The following is a 21345-nucleotide window of genomic DNA, read 5'->3' as shown; positions in this document are numbered from 1 at the left end:
AGAAAAGGGAGCGTGAGGGTATGGAGAGTGAACCACTACAATGTCTGATTTGAGTGTTTGGTTTGTTTGGTTAATTTAGCCTTAAAATAGTCGCCACCTTTATATTCTGCGTTGTCTGTACCCCAATGAATTTCTTTGTCCAGTTTTTTGAGAAGAGGGATGTGCTTGGAGCAGTGTATATACGCTTCCTCCACTTTGATTTTGACCCAACGCTCAGCTTTTGGATCGTTCAAATCCGCGATTTCTTCTTCGATAAAGGCAGTACCATTCACATGCAAGCCAATACAGTCTTGAAAAAAATCAATAAAAAGAAGTCCGATATGAGGATTTTCTAAAATATTTCCGATACTGGCGTAAACTCCATTTCCTCTATATTCTGGATAAGCCAGCGTTTTTGCATCTAAAACTTTGACAAAACCAGGTTCTCCAGCCCGAAACGACGCATCGCAATTTCCTTGCGAATCAGCTGTAGAGACAAACATCATCTGTTGTTTGGCAATGAATCGAATCATTTCTGGATTAAGATGTTCAAGCATTTGATTGTCATAAAAAGCTTGCGCCCGACTTTCCGATTTGTATCTTTTTTGCAGCTCTTTTTCTCCATTTGATCCAAACAAGCCTATTCACCCGTTTTCCGCACAGCTATCATTGAGTGTTTCTGATAGCTGCCAAATTGTTGATATTAAATGTAGTTTATCATTTCTAATCCGTTCTTGTTTCCTTCCATAACAGCCATTTTCTCTGGATGTATGATATATCAGGACGGAAGGATAAGGCTTGTAGATGATTCTGAGTCACAAAACGGATTGGTAAAATATAAAGTTGTAATGTCGCGGGCACTTTGCCAAAGTTGATATATACGATACAATCTTTTTTGGCAAGAGGAAAAATTTTAATCAGAAAGGACGAATCAATGGCGTATTTATCAGCACATCAAGTCGCGCACTACGCTTATGAAGCGGGATTTCGAGGCAGTTCTCTGGTGACAGCGGTAGCGATTGCCGACAGTGAATCATCATTCAATTCTACAGCAGTCAATCCGGATCATTCGTGTTTCGGGCTTTGGCAAATCAGTGATTCCAATCGTGGAGCCCAACCAGATCTACTTTTTCATCCATTGGATAATGCACGAATGGCATACTTTATTAGTGATGGTGGGTTCAATTGGAGTGCATGGACTTCTTTTGACAGCGGATCGTACAAACAATTTTTGGGAATTGCAGAACATAGTGTATTAGAAGTAGAGCAGTCGGCCCATTTTCCCCGAATTAATGTACGAGTCGATGGGCAGCCGTTTATGGCAGTTGAAGTAGGCAATTCAACGTATATGCTATGGACGATTCTCGCAAAGTGGGGTATTCCCTACAAATATCTCGGTAACGGTAAATTCTCCATTGATGGACGAAAGGTAAAAGGCTTTGTCTATAAAGGCAGCAGCTATATCAAGTGGCGTTCCATACCGAATATCCAGGTTAATAAAGTCAATGGAGAATTTAACTTCACTGAGAGCCGTTGAGACCTGCAACCAGTTGGGTGCTATACGGAATTTCAATGATTGAACAGCGGGAATTGTGGCGCAAGCCATTCAGGAAAATTTTATCGCTCTATCCCTTTGGGGATAGGGCGATTGTTATGATTCTCGAGTTTATCGACACTTTCTGTCGACTCACCTACAATAGAGTGAAAAAGGTGCGATCGCGTTGTTCAGGTATAGTCTGGGAGGGGAGCGAATGAATCTCGAAATAAGTCTGGGTATGAGTCAAGAACTGTCGCAAAGACTGGCGCTTACACCTCAGATGACGCAATCCATCCAGATTTTAAGTTGCAATATATATGAATTGCGGGATTACTTGTTGGACGCTGTTAGCCAAAATCCCTGTCTTGAGGTGGTGGAACCTCAAAACTTCGTCCGTTCAGCGGGGGGACGTAGCGGTGTGCAAATGGATGATTGGTTAGCTGCACGACCTTACCAGCCCTCACTGGTTGAACATGTCACCCAACAAGTACGCTGCTTGCTCCATACGTCCGAAGAGATGCGAATTGCTGAATACCTTATTGGTTCGTTGGATGAGTCAGGATATTTGCGTGTACCATTAACAGAAGTTGCAAATGGTTTAGGTCAAACTGTGCAAACTGTAGAACGTGTATTAGGAGCCGTGCAATCGTGCGATCCACCAGGAATTGGTGCGCGCAATTTGCAGGAATGTCTTTCGTTACAAGTTGGTCAGTATTCTCCTCAAATCAGTCAACCCTTGCTCTTATTGATACAGCATTTACCCGATCTTGCTGCCGGGCGTTATCGCCAGGTTAAGAAGATATTAGGCATAGATGACGCTCATTTCGAACAACTCATGGTACAGTTGCGTTCATTGAATCCTCGCCCGGCTAGTGGTTATACGGTAGTTCAGCGAGATACCCTTCTGCCGGATGTGCGTGTATGGATGACAGACTTTGGCTGGGAAATGGATATCGAAGAGCGAATCTTGCCGATGATACGTGTGTCTGACGAGTATAGCCAGATTCTTCACCATGCAGAAGAGAGCGTTAGGGATTATGTGCAGCAACAGTACCGTGCGTTGATGTGGTTGCAACAATGCGTCTTACAAAGACAGAGAACGATTCGCAGAATTGTAAAAATTGTATTGGAAGTGCAAAATCATTATTTGCAGTCCAATTCTGATTGTCTGGAGCCTTTGTCCATGCGTGATGTTGCACTTCGTCTTGACTTACATCCATCTACGGTCAGTCGTGCAGTGCGAGGTAAATTTTTGCAGACACCACGCGGGACCTATGCAATGAAGTTTTTTTTCAGTCATCGTCTGCATCCAGAAGAAGACTTATCAGCGCAAGCGATTCAACAACATTTGAAAAACTGGATAGAACGGGAGCCCCCTGAACGTCCGTTCTCTGATGCGGAAATCGCTCAAAAACTCAGTGTACAGCCAGGGGTTCAATTGTCCCGGCGTACGGTTGCTAAATATCGTGATCAGCTTGGCATACCCAATTCTTCTTTGCGCAAGCGAAAGGGATTCGGAGATTTTTTCTAAATTCTGAAAACAATCTTTTCAGTAACAGAGGGTATGGCTAGGCTATAATATGTAAAATAGGATTGGGAAATTGAAGGTTAAAATGCGTCCATTGGATCAAAAAAGGAGAACATGCATGAGCCATCATGATCACAGCCACAACCATTCCCATGATCATGCGGATATTTTTCATAGTCACGCTCCTGCGGGAAAAATGCAACTTGCTTTTTTTCTGACTTTATTTATTTTTGCAGCCGAAATTGCGGGTGGTTGGTTATCGCACAGTCTTGCGCTCTTTTCTGATGCAGGCCATGTTCTGACGGATATTGCAGCGATTGGATTGTCATGGTTTGCTATGAAACAATCAGAGAAACCTGCTAATCAAGAGATGACATTTGGCTATTATCGAGCGGGGATACTGGCGGCCTTTCTCAATGGATTGTTGCTCATTCTGGTAACGCTCTGGATACTTTGGGAAGCTTATCAACGTTTTCAGCATCCGCAACCAGTATCGCCGGGCTGGATGTTTGTCAGTGCTGGTGTGGGACTTTGTATCAATCTATATTTAGGATTAGGAATGCGTCATGAAGAAGATATCAATGTCAAGAGCGCCGTTTTGCATATGCTTGGCGATGCTGCTGCATCAGCAGGTGTGATTATAGGTGGTCTAATCATTTTGTTCACACGCTGGTATCTGGTCGATCCGTTGTTAAGTGTGCTCATTGCTGTTTTGATTGCTTTGGGAGCATGGAGAATTGTCAAGCAAGCAGTTGGGATTCTCATGGAAGGGACACCAAAAGGAATTCAATTTGAGAAAGTTGTCAATGAGATTAAGTCAGTACAGGGAGTTCAAGGGGTTCATGATATCCATATGTGGAGCATTACCAATGGGAAAAATGCGCTTTCCTGTCATGTTATACTTGATGGCCGTATGAGTATACAGGAAAGTCAAATCATCCTGCGAGCCATAGAACATCGGCTGGCTCATGTCGGTATTGGCCATGCCACCATTCAAATCGAAGACTCAAACCATCCTCATACAGACTCCGAATTCTGTGCGGCCATTGAGACCCACAATCATTCATGAAAACACTGTTTTTTTTCATTTCTCCAACGTTTTTAGAAAAACAGCCCAAAAATTTTAGTAAAATAAATTGAATATATTCTTGATATTTTTCTAGTTTTTTATTCGATTTTTATAAAAATGACAAGTTTTTTGGGTAAAAAAGAACTATTGACAAATTGAAAACGGAATCATAGACTAATCTCCAAGATAAAATATGAGCATTAATTGAAATAATTTTACTAAAAAAGAGAGTGATAAGATGCCGACCATAAAAGATGTAGCTGAGAAGGCATCCGTCTCCATTGCTACCGTTTCACGTGTTTTAAACGGAGACAGAACATTGGCTGTTCCGGAAAGCACACGTCTTCGAGTCTTTCGTGCTGCAGAAGAATTGCATTATGTTGCCAAACGTCGACGCCGGGAAAAAGATACGGCAACTGTTAAGAAAATCGGCATTATTCCTTTTGGTAACGAGGAACTTGAGAATCAGGACCCATACTTTTTGAGTATTCGCCGCGGGATTGAGACGGAGTGTAACAGGCAGGGAATTGAAGCTTCGCTTTTATTAGGATGGAGAAATCTGAATGAAGGAAGAAGTGATTTAGGGGAATTTGATTGGGTGATGGTTATTGGTGAACCCGATCCATTTTATACCGCTTTGGAAAATCAGGCAAAGAATTTGATTTTTATCGATTCTTCGCCCAATCCAGAGAGATTTTTTTCAGTTGTAACGGATTTTGAGCGTATTACACATTTGGTTCTTAGACATCTCATGAAGTTAGGTCATACGCGCATTGGTTTTATCGGTGGGAGTCGGCTTTCAAGACGAGATGAACGACATGTCGCTTTTGAAAACTATATGAGAGAGCAGGGGCTGTTTCGGGAAGATTGGGTTTTTATTGGACCTTGGTCCATTAATGGCGGGTATGAATTAGCCAAGCAAGCTCTACAGTCAGATGATTTGCCATCCGCGTTTTTTGTAGCCAGTGATCCTATGGCAGTTGGCGTCATTCACGCCTTGCGTGAAGCCAAGCTCTCTGTTCCTGGAGACATAGCTATTGTCGGCTGCGACGATATTGATATGGCAGCGTACATGAATCCGGCATTAACGACCATTCGTATTCCGGCTGAACGTATGGGGAAATTGGCAGTGCAGATTTTGCTTGGATCTGTCCATGAAAATGAGGGGCCATTCCAAATTACTCTACCTTCAGAATTGGTGATTCGTGAGAGTTGTGGTTCATCTTTAGAACCATCTTGAAAAGAGGCTTGAGGAATTGAGAAGTATCCATACAGCGACAGATAAAGCAGTTCTAACCAAACTATAAGGAGGCGTAGAACCAATGTCACATGCCCGTTCTGCTTGGTGGGTCAATGCTTTGATTTATGCAGTACTTTGCGTGGGGGCGTGTATCTCCATTTTCCCGTATCTCATTTCTATTTTAACTTCCCTCAAACCGGCTAACGAGGTTTATGCAGGCCATTTATTTCCTTCTCATGTTGATTTTAAAAATTATCTAGAAGTTTGGACGTCAGTTCCGTTTGGACGTTATTTGCTGAATACGTTGTTTGTGTCCGTGGTCATTGTCTTGGGGCAACTCATTTTTGGATCACTCGCAGCCTATGCTTTTGCCCGCATGCGGTTTATGGGACGCAACGTATTGTTCATGATTTATTTGAGCACATTGATGGTTCCTAATATTGTGACTCTGATTCCGCTCTTCATTTTAATGAAAGATTTAGGTTGGATTAATTCTTATGCGGCTTTGATTGCCCCAACTGTATTGAGTACGCCAGTAGGGATATTTCTTCTTCGGCAATTTTTTCTTGGTATACCGGGTGATATTGAGGAAGCCGCACGAATTGATGGCGCGGGTGTGGTTAGAATTTTCCTGCAAATCATTCTTCCCCTCAGTCGTCCCATCCTTGCGACGTTAGCGATTATCACTTTTGTAACTTCCTGGAACAACTTTTTATGGCCATTGATTGTCACCAATACGGATCAATATAAGGTGGTCAGTCTGGGAATTGCGTCCTTCCAATTGCAGTATGGCGCAGAGTGGAACGAATTGATGGCTGCAGCTACAATCGCGCTCTTGCCTCTGATTATCCTGTTTATCCTGTTCCAAAAACAAATTATTCGCTCTATTCAATTGACAGGATTGAAATAAAGCACTCAGTCTGATCGATAGGCTGGAGAGGGGGCGGGGCTTGGCGTTTGCTCTGGTTTGTATGAAATTTTCATTAATTTAAAATTTAGGGGGTAAATATATGAAGAAAAATAAAACTTGGAAATGGATTACTGGTGCTTCTGTCTTATCCTTGACCTGCGCAGTAACTGCTTGTGGTAGCCCGCAGTCGAGTAATACCTCTTCAGGTGGAGGCAGTTCGGATGGTAAAGTAGTTCATCTGACTTACATGTTATGGGATCCAAATGAAGAAGTTGGATATCAGAAATCGATTGATGTGTTTGAAAAGTTACATCCAAATATTCAAGTAACCATTGAACAGTATCCGTGGGCTCAATATTGGCAGAAGCTTCAAACCGAAATGGCAGCAGGGGATGCTCCAGACGTTTTTTGGGATCATGTAACCTACTTTCCTACGTTCGTACAAAATGGCCAGTTGTTAAATCTTAAGCCTTTTATTGAGAAGGATCATCTCAATCTATCCATCTACTATCCCAATCTGCTCAAGCAATATGAATATCAAGGTGGGATTTATGGATTACCCAAGGATTGGGATACTATCGCTATTTTCTATAACAAAAATCTCTTCAAGAAAGCGGGTATACCAGCTCCTAATCATTTGACATGGAACCCGCAGAATGGCGGGACGCTTTTACAAACTGCTGAAGAATTGACTGTAGATGCAAATGGCAAACATCCTGGACAACCGGGTTTCAATCCGAATGATATCAAGCAATATGGATTTTTCTCAGGAAACAACAACCAGGTATTCTACTACAATTTTATTGCCGAAAATGGCGGGAAAATTATTGACCATCCTTTTGGTCACAAGATGCTTCTCAACAGTCCACAATCTGTAGCAGCACTGCAAAATTTAGTGGATATGATTTACAAATACCATGTGTCCCCAGGCGGCTCTGATGTCACCCAGCCGAATGTTGGTTCAAACGCCATTCAACTGTTCGATGAAGGCAAAGTAGCCATGTATACAGATGGTGACTGGGATTTAACTCCTGTGGTCAAAGGAGCTAACTTCCCTGTGGGTATAGCACCCTTGCCAGTTGGACCAGATGGTCGGGTTTCAGTCATGAATGGTTTGTCGGATGCGATTTATGCGCATACCAAACATCCACATGCAGCGTGGGAACTAGTAAAATGGCTGGCTAGCAAACAGTCGGAGAAAATTTTGGCTTCAGGCGGCTATGTATGGCCTGGAATTCCGTCACTCGCTCCGCTGTTTGCAGAGTCATGGGCGAAGCGCGGTGTCAACGTTACACCATTCTTGAATGAGTCTCATGGTCAGACGATTAGCTTCCCCATTACAACCAATTGGTCGCAAGCGAGCACAGCTATAGACAATGAGTTCAATTTGCTCTGGTTAAATCAAATATCGGCCCAAAAGGCGGCGCAAGTTGCTGTTCAAAATGCAGATGCGGCACTTTCTGGTCAATGAATCTGGAACAGGCAGAGGGAGGTGCTTTGCTGTGCCTCCCTTCCTCAAAATTCTCTCTTTTGTCCGATGGACGGAAGACGATAGGCTTCAGAAAGCGAGGTGTAAACCGTGAGTTTTGATACCAAGATGTTGTCTACTCGGATGCCTAGAGAAAAAATCAAAAAATCGAAACTAACATCGCAAGGTATTACACCCTATCTCTTTGTTTTCCCCAGTTTTGTTGGCGTTTTATTGTTTATGTTAATTCCGGCTATAGCAGTGCTAGTAATTAGTTTATTGCATTGGAATTTGCTTTCGTCTCCTTCTTTTGCTGGCCTGAGTAACTACACGAAAGTTTTTCACGATCCAACGGCACTTCACTCTATGCTGATCACGGTTTACTATGTTTTGCTGAATATTCCACTTCAAACGGTGTTAGCCATCATTTTGGCGTTACTTCTCAATCGTAGATTGCCTGGGATGGCCATTTTTCGGGCTTTGTTTGTCATACCTTGGTTGGCTATGCCGGTAGCAGTAGGTGTGGTTTGGCAATGGATTTTGCAGCCCACGGGTATGCTTGACTCACTGTTACAGGTGTTGCATCTACCGCAAATTGATTGGCTTGGGACACAACACTGGGCTTTACCTGCAGTTGCAATGGTGAACATATGGCAGTGGACCGGTTACAATATGCTCTTTTTTCTAGCTGGCTTGCAAGGTATCCCAGCCTACCTTTACGAGGCAGCCGAGTTGGATGGAGCCTCACCGATTCGTAAATTTTTCACGATAACATTGCCGCTCTTGCGACCCACATTACTTTTTGTGCTCATTACTTCAGTGATTGGATCGTTTCAAGTATTTGATACAGTCTATGTAATGACTCAGGGAGGACCGGGTCAAGCAACCAATGTGTATAATTTCTATATTTTCCAGGAAGGATTTCAGTTCTTTCATATGGGATTTGCTTCTGCTTTATCCGTCATTTTATTTGTTGTCATTTTGCTAGTCACTTTGTTGCAGTTTGCCTATTTCCGCAACCGTACAACTTACGATTTAAGCTAACCACGACTTTCCCAAAGAAGAGAGATGTGAGAAATGCAAATTTTGTTTGATCCTGAAGAGCAATTGTTCCATCTTCAAAACAAACACACCAGTTATGTCATGAAGGTTACAGAGGAAGGGTACTTAGCACATCTCTATTGGGGAAGGAAATTGCGTTCCTCTTCAACCGCACATTTACTGAAGATGATAGATCGTCCTTTTTCGCCCAATTGTAATCCTGAAAATCCTGCTTTTTCTCTGGACACACTTCCTCAAGAATATCCTGTTTATGGTCATGGAGATTTTCGCGTTCCCGCATTAGAAGCTATTTTTGCGGATGGCACATCCGTTGTTGATTTGCGATACAGGAACCATCGAATTCTGGAAGGTAAACCTGCATTGGCTGGGCTTCCTATGATCTATACAGAATCTCCGCATGAAGCTTTGACGCTGGAAATCGATTTGTTCGATCCGGTTCAGGAGTTACAGGTTACGTTACTTTATACCGTGTTCTCACAAATCGGGGTGATTACGCGATCGGCCCGATTGTATAATGCTGGCCAACAACCTATTCAGCTGACTCGGGCATTGAGTATGAGTCTTGATTTACCGTGTTCTTCCTGGGATATGATGCAACTTTCTGGTGCCTGGGGAAGAGAGCGTCATTTGGTTCGTCGACCCGTGGTCCCTGGAATGCAAGCGGTAGAAAGTCGTCGTGGAGCGAGTAGTCATCATCAAAATCCATTTTTAGCGTTAATGGCTTCTGATGCTAGGGATACACATGGTGAAGTAATGGCGGTTAATCTAGTATACAGTGGTAATTTTCTGGCACTCGCTGAACAAGATTCCTTGCAGCAGACACGTCTTCAAATAGGAATCAATCCAGCAGATTTTTCATGGTTATTAGAGCCTGGTGAAATTTTTCAAACACCAGAAGCGGTACTGGTCTATTCTGCTGAAGGTTTAGATGGAATGACGGAGATATTTCACAACGCCTATCGAGAGAGACTTTGTCGTGGCCTTCATCGCCATCAACCGAGACCTATTCTTATTAATAATTGGGAAGCTACGTATTTTGCTTTTGATGAAGAAAAACTTTTACAACTTGCTGAAGAAGCAGGTCAGTTGGGCATTGAACTATTTGTGCTGGACGATGGTTGGTTTGGTCAAAGGGATAATGACAAAACGTCTCTGGGCGATTGGCGAGTGAATTTGAAAAAACTCCCGCATGGATTAGCTGGATTGGCCGAATCTATTGCCGAAAAGGGTATGAAGTTTGGCCTTTGGTTTGAGCCGGAGATGGTATCGCCAGAAAGTCAGTTGTTTAGAGAACATCCTGATTGGTGCTTGCATGTGCCTGGTCGTCGTTCTTCTACAGGTCGTCATCAATATGTTCTGGATTTTTCACGAAAAGATGTTTGTGATTTTATCGTCCATTCAGTGAGTGAAATACTGTCGTCTGCACCCATTCAGTATGTAAAATGGGATATGAATCGCCATATGACGGAAATCGGATCGGCCTGTTTGCCAGTTGAACGACAACGAGAGACGGCGCATCGCTATATGCTTGGTCTCTATGCAGTCATGGAAACTTTGACAACACGTTTTCCTGAAGTGCTCTTTGAGAGTTGTTCCGGGGGTGGAGGACGATTCGATCCTGGCATGCTTTACTATATGCCTCAGACATGGACGAGTGATAATACAGACGCTATTGAACGTCTTTATATTCAATACGGTACTGCTCTGGTTTATCCCCCTATCACCATGGGGGCCCATGTTTCTGCTGTACCCAATCATCAGGTGCAGCGAATAACGCCGCTTGCCACACGCGGGATTGTTGCCATGGGAGGGAATTTTGGTTACGAATTGGACATTACAAAGTTAACAAATGAGGAAAAAAATATCGTAGCAGAACAGGTTGAAACCTATAAGCAAATTCGAGAAACGGTTCAATTTGGTCGTTACTTTGCTTTAGCCAATCCATTTGAGGGCGATTTTTATGCTTGGATGTTTGTATCCCAGAACAGGCAACAGGCGGTTGTTTCTTGTGTTACGAAGCTTCAACAGGCCAATCATGCTATACATCGGTTGCGTCTTAAAGGCCTGGATGCTGAAGCTCAATATCGTGTGGAACTTGTGCAAGGGATGTCTTATGAAAGTGATATTTATGGCGGCGATGAATTAATGTACGCGGGGATAGCCATTCCTTATTTCACAACTGATTTTCAATCTTGTATGTGGAAGTTGTCCAAGCTGAACGCCTAAACGAAAAGCAAACCCTATCCATTGGCCCTATCTCGCGATAGAGGCCAATTTTTGATGAACGATAAATTCAATTCAATTCTCTCATCTTCATGAGAAGTTTATGTATTTTCTATACATAGATTCTTTTTAGAAGTATTCTTATAGATGGGATGAAAATAAATTTTTTAAGATATAGACAGAGAATATTATGGAAGTAAGGTGAGTGATGCCGTGAATGGGGATGTGGAACAACTCTCCAAAGCACTGCTTGAGGGAAACCGGGTCACGGCATGGGCTCTTTTGCGAAGATACGCAAACGATATAGGTGATAGTTTGGGTGTATATGATTATCTAACCCAAACCATGAGATGGATTGGCCAGTTATGGATGGAAAACGAAATTACAGTGGCAGATGAACATCTGGCGACTGGTATTTGTGATTATATTTTATCCCAATATGCTTACTATCATTTAGCGGATAATCGTTACGCGCATCAAACTGTCAGAAATCAACGGGCCATGTTTTTTTGTGTTGAAGGAGAGAGTCATTATTTGGGGCTCAAGATGGTTCGTTTATTGTTTCAAGAAGCCGGTTACGAGACCGTGTTTTTAGGAACGCAAATTCCCTTAGCTGAAACAATCGAGTACGCCAAGCAATTTCAGCCATCTATTATTGGTATTTCAGCATCCATGTCCTACCATCTTCCGTCTGTCGTCAAGGCGGTTGAAGCGTTTCATTCTTTGAAAACTCTTGAGAAGTTTAAAATCATTGTAGGTGGACGTCTGATACAGCAAATCGCGGATGATGTTTCCAGGTTTTCGCATTGTCTACTATTTCACAACCTGAAAGAAGTTCAGCACTGGTTAGAGAATGACGCGAATTCGTCTTTGCGTCCTCGTTTGGGGTGAGCAGAATTGTGGATCGATGCTGGGGAATTTATCAGTTATTTTGTGATCGATCCGGAGTTTCATATCCTCTATGCTTCGCCAGCTGGTCAAAATAAATTTGCTACGCCAAACAATTTTTTAAATATAGTGGATGAAGGAAGTCTGTCGAAAGTAGGGTCTTTTATTCGCCCGGATAGGCCTATCATGCAGTTGGAAGTTAATCTGATGACCAAAAAAAATCAGATTGAGCTTAATAAATTGGAGGTTATTTGGGACTCACCTGGGAAAGCGACGATTCTTTGTCATACTATGCAAAGCGAAACGGACGAATTGACACTGCAGCTTGAAAATATTCGAAAAAAACTTGAAGCTGTTCCTTTTCCTATACTTCAGTCGTTGGAAACTGCCCAATGGTTGTCAGATTCAGCTCTTTCTCATCCAAATTGGCTTTGGGTACAGAAAAAGATAGGCCAATTGATCAACCCTCTTAAGCAATCATTATTGCGTTTGGAAGATTTATTAGAAGAACAGAATCTTCAGGAAGAAAAACAACAGACAGATGATCAATTAAACGAAAAACTGTTGCATGAACTCAGTGTGGCAGAGTTACTGATTTCTCAATTACAAGCCGATTATTCGCTAATTTCTGGAGAACAGCACAAACTGGACTTTGTTCGGCTTCTTCAGTCGATTTTGCACGAATTTGATGAAGTCATTGCAAAAGAAAACATCTCAGTTCAATTGGACGCGTGGTTAGAAAATAGTGAACTGTGGTTTAATGCCCATCAACTTGCGCAAATTTTGCGAACTCTTATTTATCATTCTATACAGTCAGTGTTAGGGCTTGGCAGAGACCAATTGCGATATATTCATTTTGATGTACGGAAACATGAAAAAATTTTACAATTGACGATTTATCATAACGGATGGATGGTCGATGAATGGGTATTGGAACAAATGTTTCATCCTACTTCTCTCGATCAGCAACCCTTGGCTTTTTTGCATTTAGATTTAGTGCGTAAATGGGTTGAGGAAAGCGGTGGGAAACTGAAAGTGACTAAACGAGAACAGAATGGAACAACACTCTGCCTCTCTTTGTCTTTATTAAAATCATCATCGTAATATATATATATATATATACGCTTAAAATAGGTTAGCTTATAAAAATACGTTACAATGAAATCTGAGAGTGACCTATGGGTTGTGCATCATGTTTGGAGCATCCGGTAGATTGGATGACAGCAAGGAGGATATAGAATGAAATATCGTCATTTGGGTAAAAGCGGTCTTGAAGTGTCTGTCATTGGCCTGGGTACCAATGCATTTGGAGGTCGTGCAGATAAGGCAAGCTCCATTCGTATCATTCATCAGGCGCTTGACGCTGGACTGAACATGATTGATACGGCAAACGTATATACCAACACACAGTCAGAATCAATGATTGGCGATGCGCTGATCGGTCGGCGTTCTGCAGCCATACTGGCTACAAAAGGTGGTATGCCGCGTGGAGAAGGAGCCAATCGACGTGGTGCTACGCGCATTCACTTAACGACTGAGTTAGAAGGAAGTTTACGAAGATTACAGACAGACTATGTTGATCTGTATCAGGTGCATACTTTTGATCCCCATACGCCACTGGAAGAGACGTTAGCTGCTTTAGATGATTTTATTTCTTCTGGGAAAGTGCGTTATATAGGAGCTTCTAATTTTCAGGCTTGGGAATTAATGAAGTCCTTGAGCTTGAGTGAACGTCACCACTGGGCTAAGTTTATTTCTGTACAACCTTGCTATTCATTGGCAGATAGAACCATTGAACAAGAACTCATACCCATGTGTGTCTCAGAAGGCGTTGGAATTATACCTTATTTTCCGCTGGCTGGAGGTATTCTGACAGGCAAATACACTAAAGACAGTACACCTCAAGGTTCACGAGCAGAGAAAGATCCGAATTTTGCCAAGAAGCTTGATGACAGTCGCATAGAACTAGGAAATCAGGTGGCTCAGCTTGCAGAAAAGCTCGGTGCTACAGCGACGACGCTTTCTTTAGCCTGGCTGTTGCATCAGCCTGCTGTTTCTACAGTTATTGTGGGCGCCACTAAAGTAGAGCAATTGGAGCAAAACTTACAGGCTGCTGAATTGGAACTTTCGGCGGACACGCTGCAAACGCTCGATGAAATGAGCAAGTCGTTTGTATACGCGCCGCCATTTGCTGTATATCGTCCGCTTGGATAAAGGGATGTGCCTTAGGGCATGGGTTCGCCACGGGCGGTAATCCAAAGGTCATACCATTCTTCCCGACTTAGTTCGATATTTGCAGCATCTTTGCAGGCAAGAATACGTTCTTTGTTTCGAGTACCAATTACAGCCTGAATTCCTGCAGGATGGCGAAGCAACCATGCAATTAGGATGGACTCCACTGTGGTGTGTTTTTTTTCAGCGTATTCGCTTAACTTGGCTGCAGTTTTTTGTACGACGGGAGGAGCCTCAGCAAGGTTTTGTGCGCCTGTATAGGCACCTTGAGCCAACGGTCCCCATGCCTGAATTTGAATATTGTGAGTCCGACAATATTCTATAGTACCTTCAGGAAAAATATCGCCTATTGCAGGTTGGCGATTAATATTGATTCCTACATTGACAAAATCATGGTGCAACAAACTCATTTCTAATTGGTTCACAACAATAGGCTGTACTACGGCTGTCTTGAGAAATTCAATTTGGCTGCCACTCATATTGGATACTCCAAACCAACGCACTTTCCCAGCCTGTTGTAAAATATCAAAGGCAGCAGCTACTTCCTCCGGTTCAACAAGCGGATCAGGTCGATGGAGGAGAAGAATGTCTAAGTAATCCACACCAAGTCGTTGTAAAATACCGTCTACGCAGTGAAGGATGTATTCTTTAGAAAAATCAAAGCGAGTAAAAGAGGCTTGTTCATCTGCAAAACGAATACCGCATTTGGATTGCAATAGAATTTCCGAACGCAAACTGGGTCTTTCTTTCAGCACATAAGAGAACGCTTTTTCTGCATTGCCGGACTTATAGATGTTAGCGTGATCGAAAAAATGAATACCAATTGAGAGGGCAGCGTCCACAGCTTCATGGGCTTCTTTGATGTCTGCTTGGCTGAGCGGTGTACGTCCGCTCCAATCTGCACCACCAAGTCCCATGCAACCGTAGATCAAAGGCGTTGCTGCTAAACCTCGTTTTTGTAAGGGTAAGATTCTGGACATAAAACAGTCTCCTTTGCTGCATAAGTCATTTTTGGAAAAAGTTAATCCAAGTTCCATTGTACACAATGCTATACAAGACATCCCGTTTTGGTATGATTTCGCTCAAAAATCTCAATCAAGGAGAGAACGATATGGAAATCCGCCGATTTGTGGTATCTCCTTTTCAGGCCAATTGCTATGTTTATTTCAATCCTCTTCAAGAACATCGACCAGCTGTTCTTATAGATCCTGGCGATCTCGATTTACAGCCTGTTTTTGATTTTTTGGATGAGCAGAAGCTTACTTTACAGGCAGTCTACTGCACACATGGGCATATCGATCATGTATCCGGTGTAGATGTGGTTCGATCTCGTTACTCAGTGCCAGTTTATATTCACCGGGCTGATGCAGACACGGTATGGAAGGCTTTGCCCCAAACGGCTAAGCGTGTTTATGGGCATGAAATACCGTCCTTGGCAGCTCCAGATGGATATTTTAAGGAAGGCGACCAACTTGATTTTGCTGGTGAGACTTTTACTGTGATGGAGACGCCGGGACATTCGCCAGGCTCAGTATTGTTTATTGGGAAAGAGTTGGTATTTACAGGAGATACTTTGTTTGCAGGCAGCATTGGTCGGACAGATTTGGATTTTGCCAACCCTTTGGATATGCAGACGTCTTTACGCAAATTGCTTGTATTGCGAGACGAATTCAAACTATATCCAGGTCATATGGGAGCTACCACTATGGAAATGGAACGAGAAAGCAATCCTTTTTTGTTACGCTTGCAGTAAACTCAGCAATATGAAAGGCCTCGTATTGTGTGCGAGGCCTTGCTGATGCTCATAGAACGAAGTGGCTAATATCTTTCTCCATGGTTTGGTGCAAGATACCAGCTTCTTCAAAACGCTCGCCTATGGGTAAATAATTTAGTTTTTCATAGAAAGCTAGCGCTTGTATTTGGGCGTTCAGGCGAGCTTTGATAAAGCCGCGTTTTCTTGCTTGTGCTTCCATAGCCCGCATTAGAGCTTCGCCGTATCCTTGTCCTCTGGCTTCTTGCAAGATCGCTACGCGTTCGATTTTGATGGTTTGTAGTTGATAAGGGCGAAAACGCGCGGTACCTATTGGTTGCTTGTTCACTGTCAGCAACCAGTGGGATGTTTCGGCATGTGTGTCGTACTCGTCTAATTCAAGAGATTCCGGAACATGCTGTTCTTCCACAAAAACTATTTTCCTGATTTGCAGAGCTTGTTGTTTTTGGCTTTCACTCGTCACCTCAAAAATTTGAACGTCCAAGTGCGCACAACCTTTCTCCATCCAGCCTTACTTGTAGTTCTTGCTTGCTAGCGCAGGTATTTGCTGTCATCTTGGCATCAAGTATACAATGTTTCTATCAGTCTTGTGTGCGGAGGTGCTGGACGCGGAAAGCATGGGCATGTTGCCGCCAGTTCAGGGCAGGACGTTTAAAAAACTCTTATTTATCAGTTCTGTCATCAGCGTTACGTGCTTTGTCGGCGCTTTTCTGATTGGCGTCTTTGAAAGGAAAGCTCTCCTGGGGTTGAGTTTAATTGGGTTATCCATCTTGTTCGAAGCTCAACCTGCGGCAGTAGCCAGCCTACCTATGGGATTTCATCCACTTTCAGGAGCGATTATCAGCATTTTGGCCAATTTTATCCCTCTGCCGTTTTTGATGCTTTTTTTTCATCAATTATTGCAGAAGTGGCGTTGGCTTCGAAAGAAACTATTGAAGACCAAACGTTGGTCACGTAAATATGGACATTACGGCGTATGGTTTCTTGTAGTTCTATCTCCGTTCATTGGTGCGTATGCCTGTGTTACTTTGGCTTATGGTATGCATTGGCGGCCTGTGCCCACATTCGTAAGCATTTCCATAGGTGTTATTGGTTCAGCATTACTGATTACATATGGAGGCGACTTTATTTTGCATATATTTCATCCTTTTTCGTTTGGAATGAATCACCGATGAAAGAGAAGATAAACATTCATCCTATTGCTAGACGTTTGATAGAGACAAGATTTTTGCGCAGTGTTGGTCAAGGAGCACTGGCAGTTGATTTCACACTCTATTTACATGCGCGTGGTTGGGATGCAACCGAAATAGGTCTACTTCTCATGGGGGGAGGACTTGCTAATAGTGCTCTCAGTTTATTGGTTGGGATAACCAGTGATCGTGTAGGGCGCAAATTATTTTTGGTTTTTTATGAAATAGGTCTGTTGGCAGCTACGTTGTGGCTTACATTGGCTCCGTCTATAGGGGTGCTGATTTTATCTGCGGTTTTATTTGGTTTTGGTCGTGGGGCCAACGGAGCGTCAGGCCCATTTGCGCCAGCTGAGCAAGCCTGGCTTGCCAAGTATATCCCTGGTCGTCAGAGAGGTTCCATTTTTAGTTGGAATGCGGCGTTGCAGTTCTGGGGCATGGGAATTGGTTCTTTGCTTGCAGGTTTTCTGCCGAGAATGCTTCCGGGCACATCGGGTTCGCACCGTTTTTTGCTTTTATTTGTCTTAAACGCCGTGATAGCGGCCATCAACTTGTTACAAATTGCGACATTGCGAGAGGATGCTCCTGTACCGGAAGAACTTCCATTCCGGAAAGAAAAAAGCTTGGAAAAGCAATCTGCGTCAAACGATTCAGTTATACAGGGACAAAAAGAAGTGGTCATGTCTGCAGTAGAAAGCGAAAAAGAAATTCGACATCGAGAAAATCGTGCCCTTTTATTGTTGGCTGTTATCAATCTCGTCAATTCAGTGGGTGTAGGACTCGTAGCGCCGCTACTCCCGTACTGGTTTGACGTGAAATTTGGGGTTGGCCCTTCGGCCATTGGTCCAGTTTACGCGCTTACTTTCGTGTTAACAGGACTTTCTTCCATTGGAATAGGTCGATTGACGCAACGTTTTGGATTAGTACAGTCGATTGTCTGGCCGCGTTTATTAGGAGTAGCCCTGCTGGTTGCCTTGCCCTTTGTTCCAACTTTTTCTTGGGCTGCGCTATTATATGTGGTACGTTCCATTGTCAATCGCGGTTCCATGGGAGCGCGCCAAGCACTATCCGTTAGTCTTGTTCGTGACAAAAGACGAGGTTTTGCCAGTAGTCTGAATAATTTAAGTTGGAGCCTTGCGGCATCTTTTGGTCCTGCTGTGGGTGGTTGGTTGCTCGATCGCGTTTCTTTCTTTTGGCCGTTTTTAATCGCTTCGTTCTTACAATTGGCGTATGTTTTTCTCTTTCAGCGTTTCATGCGCCCATACGATAACATGTCAACAACAGCCTCGCCTAAATCGGCAAGCCATTCTTGAATACAAAAGGATGGTTATTTTCAATGAAGGCGAGTGTGTGGACAATATACATCATGCTGTATGACCAGATGCTTGATTTCAGGAGACAAATTGAGCTGTCCTTTACTTTTCGGACACGCTCTATCCCCTATTTGTACTCTTCAACCCCGTTATATCATTCGACAAGACCGGATGTTAGTAGGAGAAGCGCTACAAAAACCAGAAGTGCGTGTGTGGTTGGAAAAGAAGCTGGAAATGTTTCGTGTGTATAGTGAAAAACAAAAACATTTAGGTTGAAGCGGGGATGAACATGAACACATCGACCGTCATGCATCAAATGAGCGGAGATTTGGGTATTTTATTGGCAATAATCTTTATTCTATTCGTAGGACTTCGGTTGTTTGGCGCAAAATTCAAGGGAAAAATGGGCGAATTGAAAGTCGATGGATTGCTGGTCAAACTTCCGTCTACAACCTATCACACCTTGGACAATGTGCTGCTTCGCAAGAAAGATGGTCGCACATCACAAATCGATCACATTGTGGTTTCCAAATTTGGTGTATTCGTGATCGAAACAAAAAACCGTGGTGGACAAATTGTAGGCACAGAACACCAAAATCAGTGGACACAATCGATAGGCCATCAACGTCACACCCTTCAAAATCCACTGCACCAGAACTTTGGGCATGTCAGGACGCTTCAGGAAGTCTTGCCAGAATTGCCGGAAACAGCGTTTGTGCCCATTGTGGTCTTTCCCAACCACACAAGCCTTCGTGTTCACGCTTCGTCTCCTGTGCTCCACATGAGGGACTTGGTACGATGGATAGTGGCGCAAAAAACGGTGCGTTTAACCGAGGGGCAAGTTGGACAAGCCTATGCCAAACTCAAAGAGATGCGTGTCGTAGATAAAACGGCGTACAAAGAGCATGTTCGTCGAATTCAGAAGGATACCAGGGCGATGGAGCAAGCCATCCACACAGGCGTTTGTCCAAAGTGTGGAGGGAAGCTGATCCAACGACAAGGTCGATATGGGAGCTTTTGGGGGTGCAGTGGCTTCCCACATTGCCGATTTCGAGCCAGTATCCGCTAAAACCGTGTTGATTTTGCCAGAAGTGTCATATTCATGAGAAAAGAGCGTGATTCAGACGCCTATGGCGAAGAACGCGGATTGACACCCGTAAGTTGGACATAGCTCTCTTTTTCTAGCGTTTTCTTAGACTTTCACATTTTCTTTCGGTTTTAATCCGGTATCACAATGCTTTTTGTGAAACTCGACCGGCGATAAGTAGTGCAGGCTGGAATGCATCCTTCTTTCATTGTAATATTCCATGAATGAAACTACTTCCCGATATGCCTGTGTATAACTCTCAAATTCAAAGCGAGAAAAACAGTCATCTTCCAGTATCCTGTGAAAAGATTCGATATGAGCATTCATATTTGGTGTCTTTGGCGGTATCCGCTCATGCTCCAGCCCAAGTTGTTCACATGTGGATTCAAACAGGTGACTGACAAACTGTGGCCCATTGTCGGAACGAATTACAGGCAACTCGGATTTCCCGTATAATTTTCGTTTCCAGAGCGCACTTTTCAGTGTATTTGCAGCATCTGTAGCCTCGCAGCGCAACCCAATATGGTAGTCCACAATTTGTCTGTCATACACATCAATATACGACAGCACGAAGAAGAATCGATCTTCACCCGTAATATAGCCATACTTAATATCCACTTCGAACAATTGATTCGGACCCGTGATATCTCGGTTTCTAGCCAATTTCCGAGGATGCTTTTCCTTCAATTTGCGTTGTGGCTTAAGGATCTTCAATTCCTTGCAAAGCCGATATACCTTTTTCTTGTTGATAACCAACTGGTACTTTCTCTTTAATAAATAGGTTAACTTGAGATATCCATAGGCAAAACCATCTCCTTCTATTTCATTCATAATCCATTCCTTGGCCTGCTCGTCACTTACCTTGCTGCCATCTTGTGTATAGGTATATTCGGTTACAGGACGCCCTCCAGCAGTCGTTCTCGGCTGTGGTTCATGTGTCTGCTGATAGTAATAGGTGGACCTAGAAACCCCCACGATGCGCAGCACGATGGTGACTGAATACCCGGCTGTGATCCACTTGTGTGCAATAGCTATTTTATCCGCAAGTGAGGGTTGGCTTTTTTTAACAGGTCACGCAAAATGTGATTTTCGAGTGCCTGATCAGCTAATGCCTTTCGTAATTTATCATTCTCAGAAGCCAACTCTGAACGCTCTTCAACGACCTGTTGGTAATCATCTGAAGTGACATGTGTTGGTATACCTTTTGATTTTCCAGGCGTTATACCTGTCTTCTTAAACTCACGAGTCCATCTACCAACCATATTGGCATTTAGATCGTGCTTCCTTGCCACAATAGTAGGACTACCAGTTTCCAGACATTCCTGGACGATCTGTTGCTTGAACTGTGATGAAAATTTCCGTCGTTCCATAAAGACAACCTCCTGTTGCTTCTAGTCTCCTATACTTTAGAGAGGTTGTCCAACCTGATTTCGGGGCTTAAGAGAACGGACTCCTCCACGTCAACTTCATGAATCTGGAGCCTCCTGTGACGTACGTGGAAACCTGTTTTTCGCATGAGCGACATCGGTGTCTGAGAAACGCTCTTTCCTCACTACAGGCCAAGATCCCAAAAATCTGTTGTGTCCACTCCGTACTCCCTCAACACCGGCCGTAATTTCCGCTCGGTTAAACGAGAAGGTCTTTGACTACTCCCGCTGGCCAAGAAACTCAATGTGGCATGTGAAACACCGCTTTTTCTAGACAACTCCATCAAGGATATACCGTTTCTCTCCAACCATAGACCAAACCGACTTCTTGGCGGATGAAATTTGCGCATAGTGTTCCTATCACCTCTAGCAACCATCCTGTCCCTACAAAGAATTGTTTATACGCTTACATCTTGGACAAACC

The 21345-nt window shown here is 43.4% G+C and carries 20 protein-coding genes; 15 read left to right on the top strand and 5 right to left on the bottom strand.

Annotation, left to right across the window (positions count from 1 at the left end):
* Window positions 1-35: 35 nt before the first annotated feature.
* A complete protein-coding gene (locus ACOJUR_RS14285; protein ID WP_420950378.1) occupies window positions 36-617 on the bottom strand; it encodes a pyridoxamine 5'-phosphate oxidase family protein in 582 nt (193 codons plus the stop codon).
* Window positions 618-913: 296 nt separating this feature from the next.
* On the opposite strand from ACOJUR_RS14285, the gene ACOJUR_RS14280 reads away from it, so the two are divergent.
* The 11 genes from ACOJUR_RS14280 to ACOJUR_RS14230 all read left to right on the top strand — a co-directional run bounded on the left by ACOJUR_RS14280 (window position 914) and on the right by ACOJUR_RS14230 (window position 14118).
* Window positions 914-1516, top strand: a complete 603-nt coding sequence (locus ACOJUR_RS14280) for a transglycosylase SLT domain-containing protein (RefSeq protein ID WP_072874578.1) — start codon at window positions 914-916, stop codon at window positions 1514-1516.
* Between the two features lie 214 nt (window positions 1517-1730).
* Window positions 1731-3047: an RNA polymerase factor sigma-54 gene (gene rpoN / locus ACOJUR_RS14275; RefSeq protein WP_420950377.1), complete on the top strand. Its 1317-nt coding sequence runs from the start codon at window positions 1731-1733 to the stop codon at window positions 3045-3047.
* 115 nt (window positions 3048-3162) lie between these two features.
* Complete coding sequence (locus tag ACOJUR_RS14270; RefSeq protein WP_420950376.1) at window positions 3163-4113, top strand: cation diffusion facilitator family transporter; 951 nt, start codon at window positions 3163-3165, stop codon at window positions 4111-4113.
* A 238-nt stretch (window positions 4114-4351) separates the two neighbouring features.
* Window positions 4352-5353, top strand: a complete 1002-nt coding sequence (locus ACOJUR_RS14265) for a LacI family DNA-binding transcriptional regulator (protein WP_203114666.1) — start codon at window positions 4352-4354, stop codon at window positions 5351-5353.
* An 82-nt stretch (window positions 5354-5435) separates the two neighbouring features.
* On the top strand, window positions 5436-6263 hold the full coding sequence (locus tag ACOJUR_RS14260) for a carbohydrate ABC transporter permease (protein WP_072874574.1): 828 nt from the start codon (window positions 5436-5438) through the stop codon (window positions 6261-6263).
* Window positions 6264-6363: 100 nt separating this feature from the next.
* Window positions 6364-7734 (top strand): ABC transporter substrate-binding protein, encoded by a 1371-nt coding sequence (locus ACOJUR_RS14255; RefSeq protein WP_203114665.1) that lies wholly within the window; start codon window positions 6364-6366, stop codon window positions 7732-7734.
* 108 nt (window positions 7735-7842) lie between these two features.
* Window positions 7843-8775 (top strand): carbohydrate ABC transporter permease, encoded by a 933-nt coding sequence (locus tag ACOJUR_RS14250; RefSeq protein WP_238413543.1) that lies wholly within the window; start codon window positions 7843-7845, stop codon window positions 8773-8775.
* Window positions 8776-8808: 33 nt separating this feature from the next.
* Window positions 8809-11019: an alpha-galactosidase gene (locus ACOJUR_RS14245; RefSeq protein WP_420950375.1), complete on the top strand. Its 2211-nt coding sequence runs from the start codon at window positions 8809-8811 to the stop codon at window positions 11017-11019.
* A 210-nt stretch (window positions 11020-11229) separates the two neighbouring features.
* Window positions 11230-11907 (top strand): cobalamin B12-binding domain-containing protein, encoded by a 678-nt coding sequence (locus tag ACOJUR_RS14240; RefSeq protein WP_420950374.1) that lies wholly within the window; start codon window positions 11230-11232, stop codon window positions 11905-11907.
* A 6-nt stretch (window positions 11908-11913) separates the two neighbouring features.
* Window positions 11914-13008, top strand: coding sequence for an ATP-binding protein (locus tag ACOJUR_RS14235; RefSeq protein ID WP_420950373.1), 1095 nt, complete (start codon window positions 11914-11916; stop codon window positions 13006-13008).
* A 135-nt stretch (window positions 13009-13143) separates the two neighbouring features.
* On the top strand, window positions 13144-14118 hold the full coding sequence (locus tag ACOJUR_RS14230; protein ID WP_072874569.1) for an aldo/keto reductase: 975 nt from the start codon (window positions 13144-13146) through the stop codon (window positions 14116-14118).
* An 11-nt stretch (window positions 14119-14129) separates the two neighbouring features.
* Here the strand turns inward: ACOJUR_RS14230 and ACOJUR_RS14225 are convergent, their stop codons facing one another.
* On the bottom strand, window positions 14130-15116 hold the full coding sequence (locus ACOJUR_RS14225) for an aldo/keto reductase (RefSeq protein ID WP_072874568.1): 987 nt from the start codon (window positions 15114-15116) through the stop codon (window positions 14130-14132).
* A 131-nt stretch (window positions 15117-15247) separates the two neighbouring features.
* On the opposite strand from ACOJUR_RS14225, the gene ACOJUR_RS14220 reads away from it, so the two are divergent.
* Window positions 15248-15889, top strand: a complete 642-nt coding sequence (locus ACOJUR_RS14220) for an MBL fold metallo-hydrolase (protein WP_072874567.1) — start codon at window positions 15248-15250, stop codon at window positions 15887-15889.
* Between the two features lie 49 nt (window positions 15890-15938).
* On the opposite strand, the gene ACOJUR_RS14215 is transcribed toward ACOJUR_RS14220, so the two are convergent.
* Window positions 15939-16391, bottom strand: coding sequence for a GNAT family N-acetyltransferase (locus tag ACOJUR_RS14215; RefSeq protein WP_420950372.1), 453 nt, complete (start codon window positions 16389-16391; stop codon window positions 15939-15941).
* 115 nt (window positions 16392-16506) lie between these two features.
* Here ACOJUR_RS14215 and ACOJUR_RS14210 point away from each other — a divergent pair, with 115 nt between their 5' ends.
* The 3 genes from ACOJUR_RS14210 to ACOJUR_RS14200 all read left to right on the top strand — a co-directional run bounded on the left by ACOJUR_RS14210 (window position 16507) and on the right by ACOJUR_RS14200 (window position 19476).
* On the top strand, window positions 16507-17082 hold the full coding sequence (locus ACOJUR_RS14210; protein WP_420950371.1) for a small multi-drug export protein: 576 nt from the start codon (window positions 16507-16509) through the stop codon (window positions 17080-17082).
* Window positions 17079-18407 (top strand): MFS transporter, encoded by a 1329-nt coding sequence (locus tag ACOJUR_RS14205; RefSeq protein ID WP_420950370.1) that lies wholly within the window; start codon window positions 17079-17081, stop codon window positions 18405-18407. Before ACOJUR_RS14210 ends, ACOJUR_RS14205 begins: the two co-directional genes overlap by 4 nt.
* 289 nt (window positions 18408-18696) lie before the next feature.
* Complete coding sequence (locus ACOJUR_RS14200; RefSeq protein WP_420950369.1) at window positions 18697-19476, top strand: nuclease-related domain-containing protein; 780 nt, start codon at window positions 18697-18699, stop codon at window positions 19474-19476.
* 123 nt (window positions 19477-19599) lie between these two features.
* Here the strand turns inward: ACOJUR_RS14200 and ACOJUR_RS14195 are convergent.
* A protein-coding gene (locus ACOJUR_RS14195; RefSeq protein WP_420949004.1) for an IS3 family transposase occupies window positions 19600-20864 on the bottom strand; the annotation gives its coding sequence in 2 pieces (ribosomal slippage) (window positions 19600-20543 and window positions 20543-20864; 1266 coding nt in all).
* A gap of 182 nt (window positions 20865-21046) precedes the next feature.
* Window positions 21047-21271 carry a helix-turn-helix domain-containing protein gene (locus tag ACOJUR_RS14190; RefSeq protein ID WP_420950368.1) on the bottom strand — a complete coding sequence of 75 codons (225 nt, stop codon included), beginning with the start codon at window positions 21269-21271 and terminating at the stop codon, window positions 21047-21049.
* Between the last annotated feature and the right edge of the window lie 74 nt (window positions 21272-21345).

It is taken from the genome of Alicyclobacillus tolerans (assembly GCF_048984885.1).
Lineage (GTDB): Bacteria > Bacillota > Bacilli > Alicyclobacillales > Alicyclobacillaceae > Alicyclobacillus_I > Alicyclobacillus_I tolerans.
Note: the sequence above shows the minus strand (reverse complement) of the source record. Positions and strands in the feature narration are given on the sequence as shown.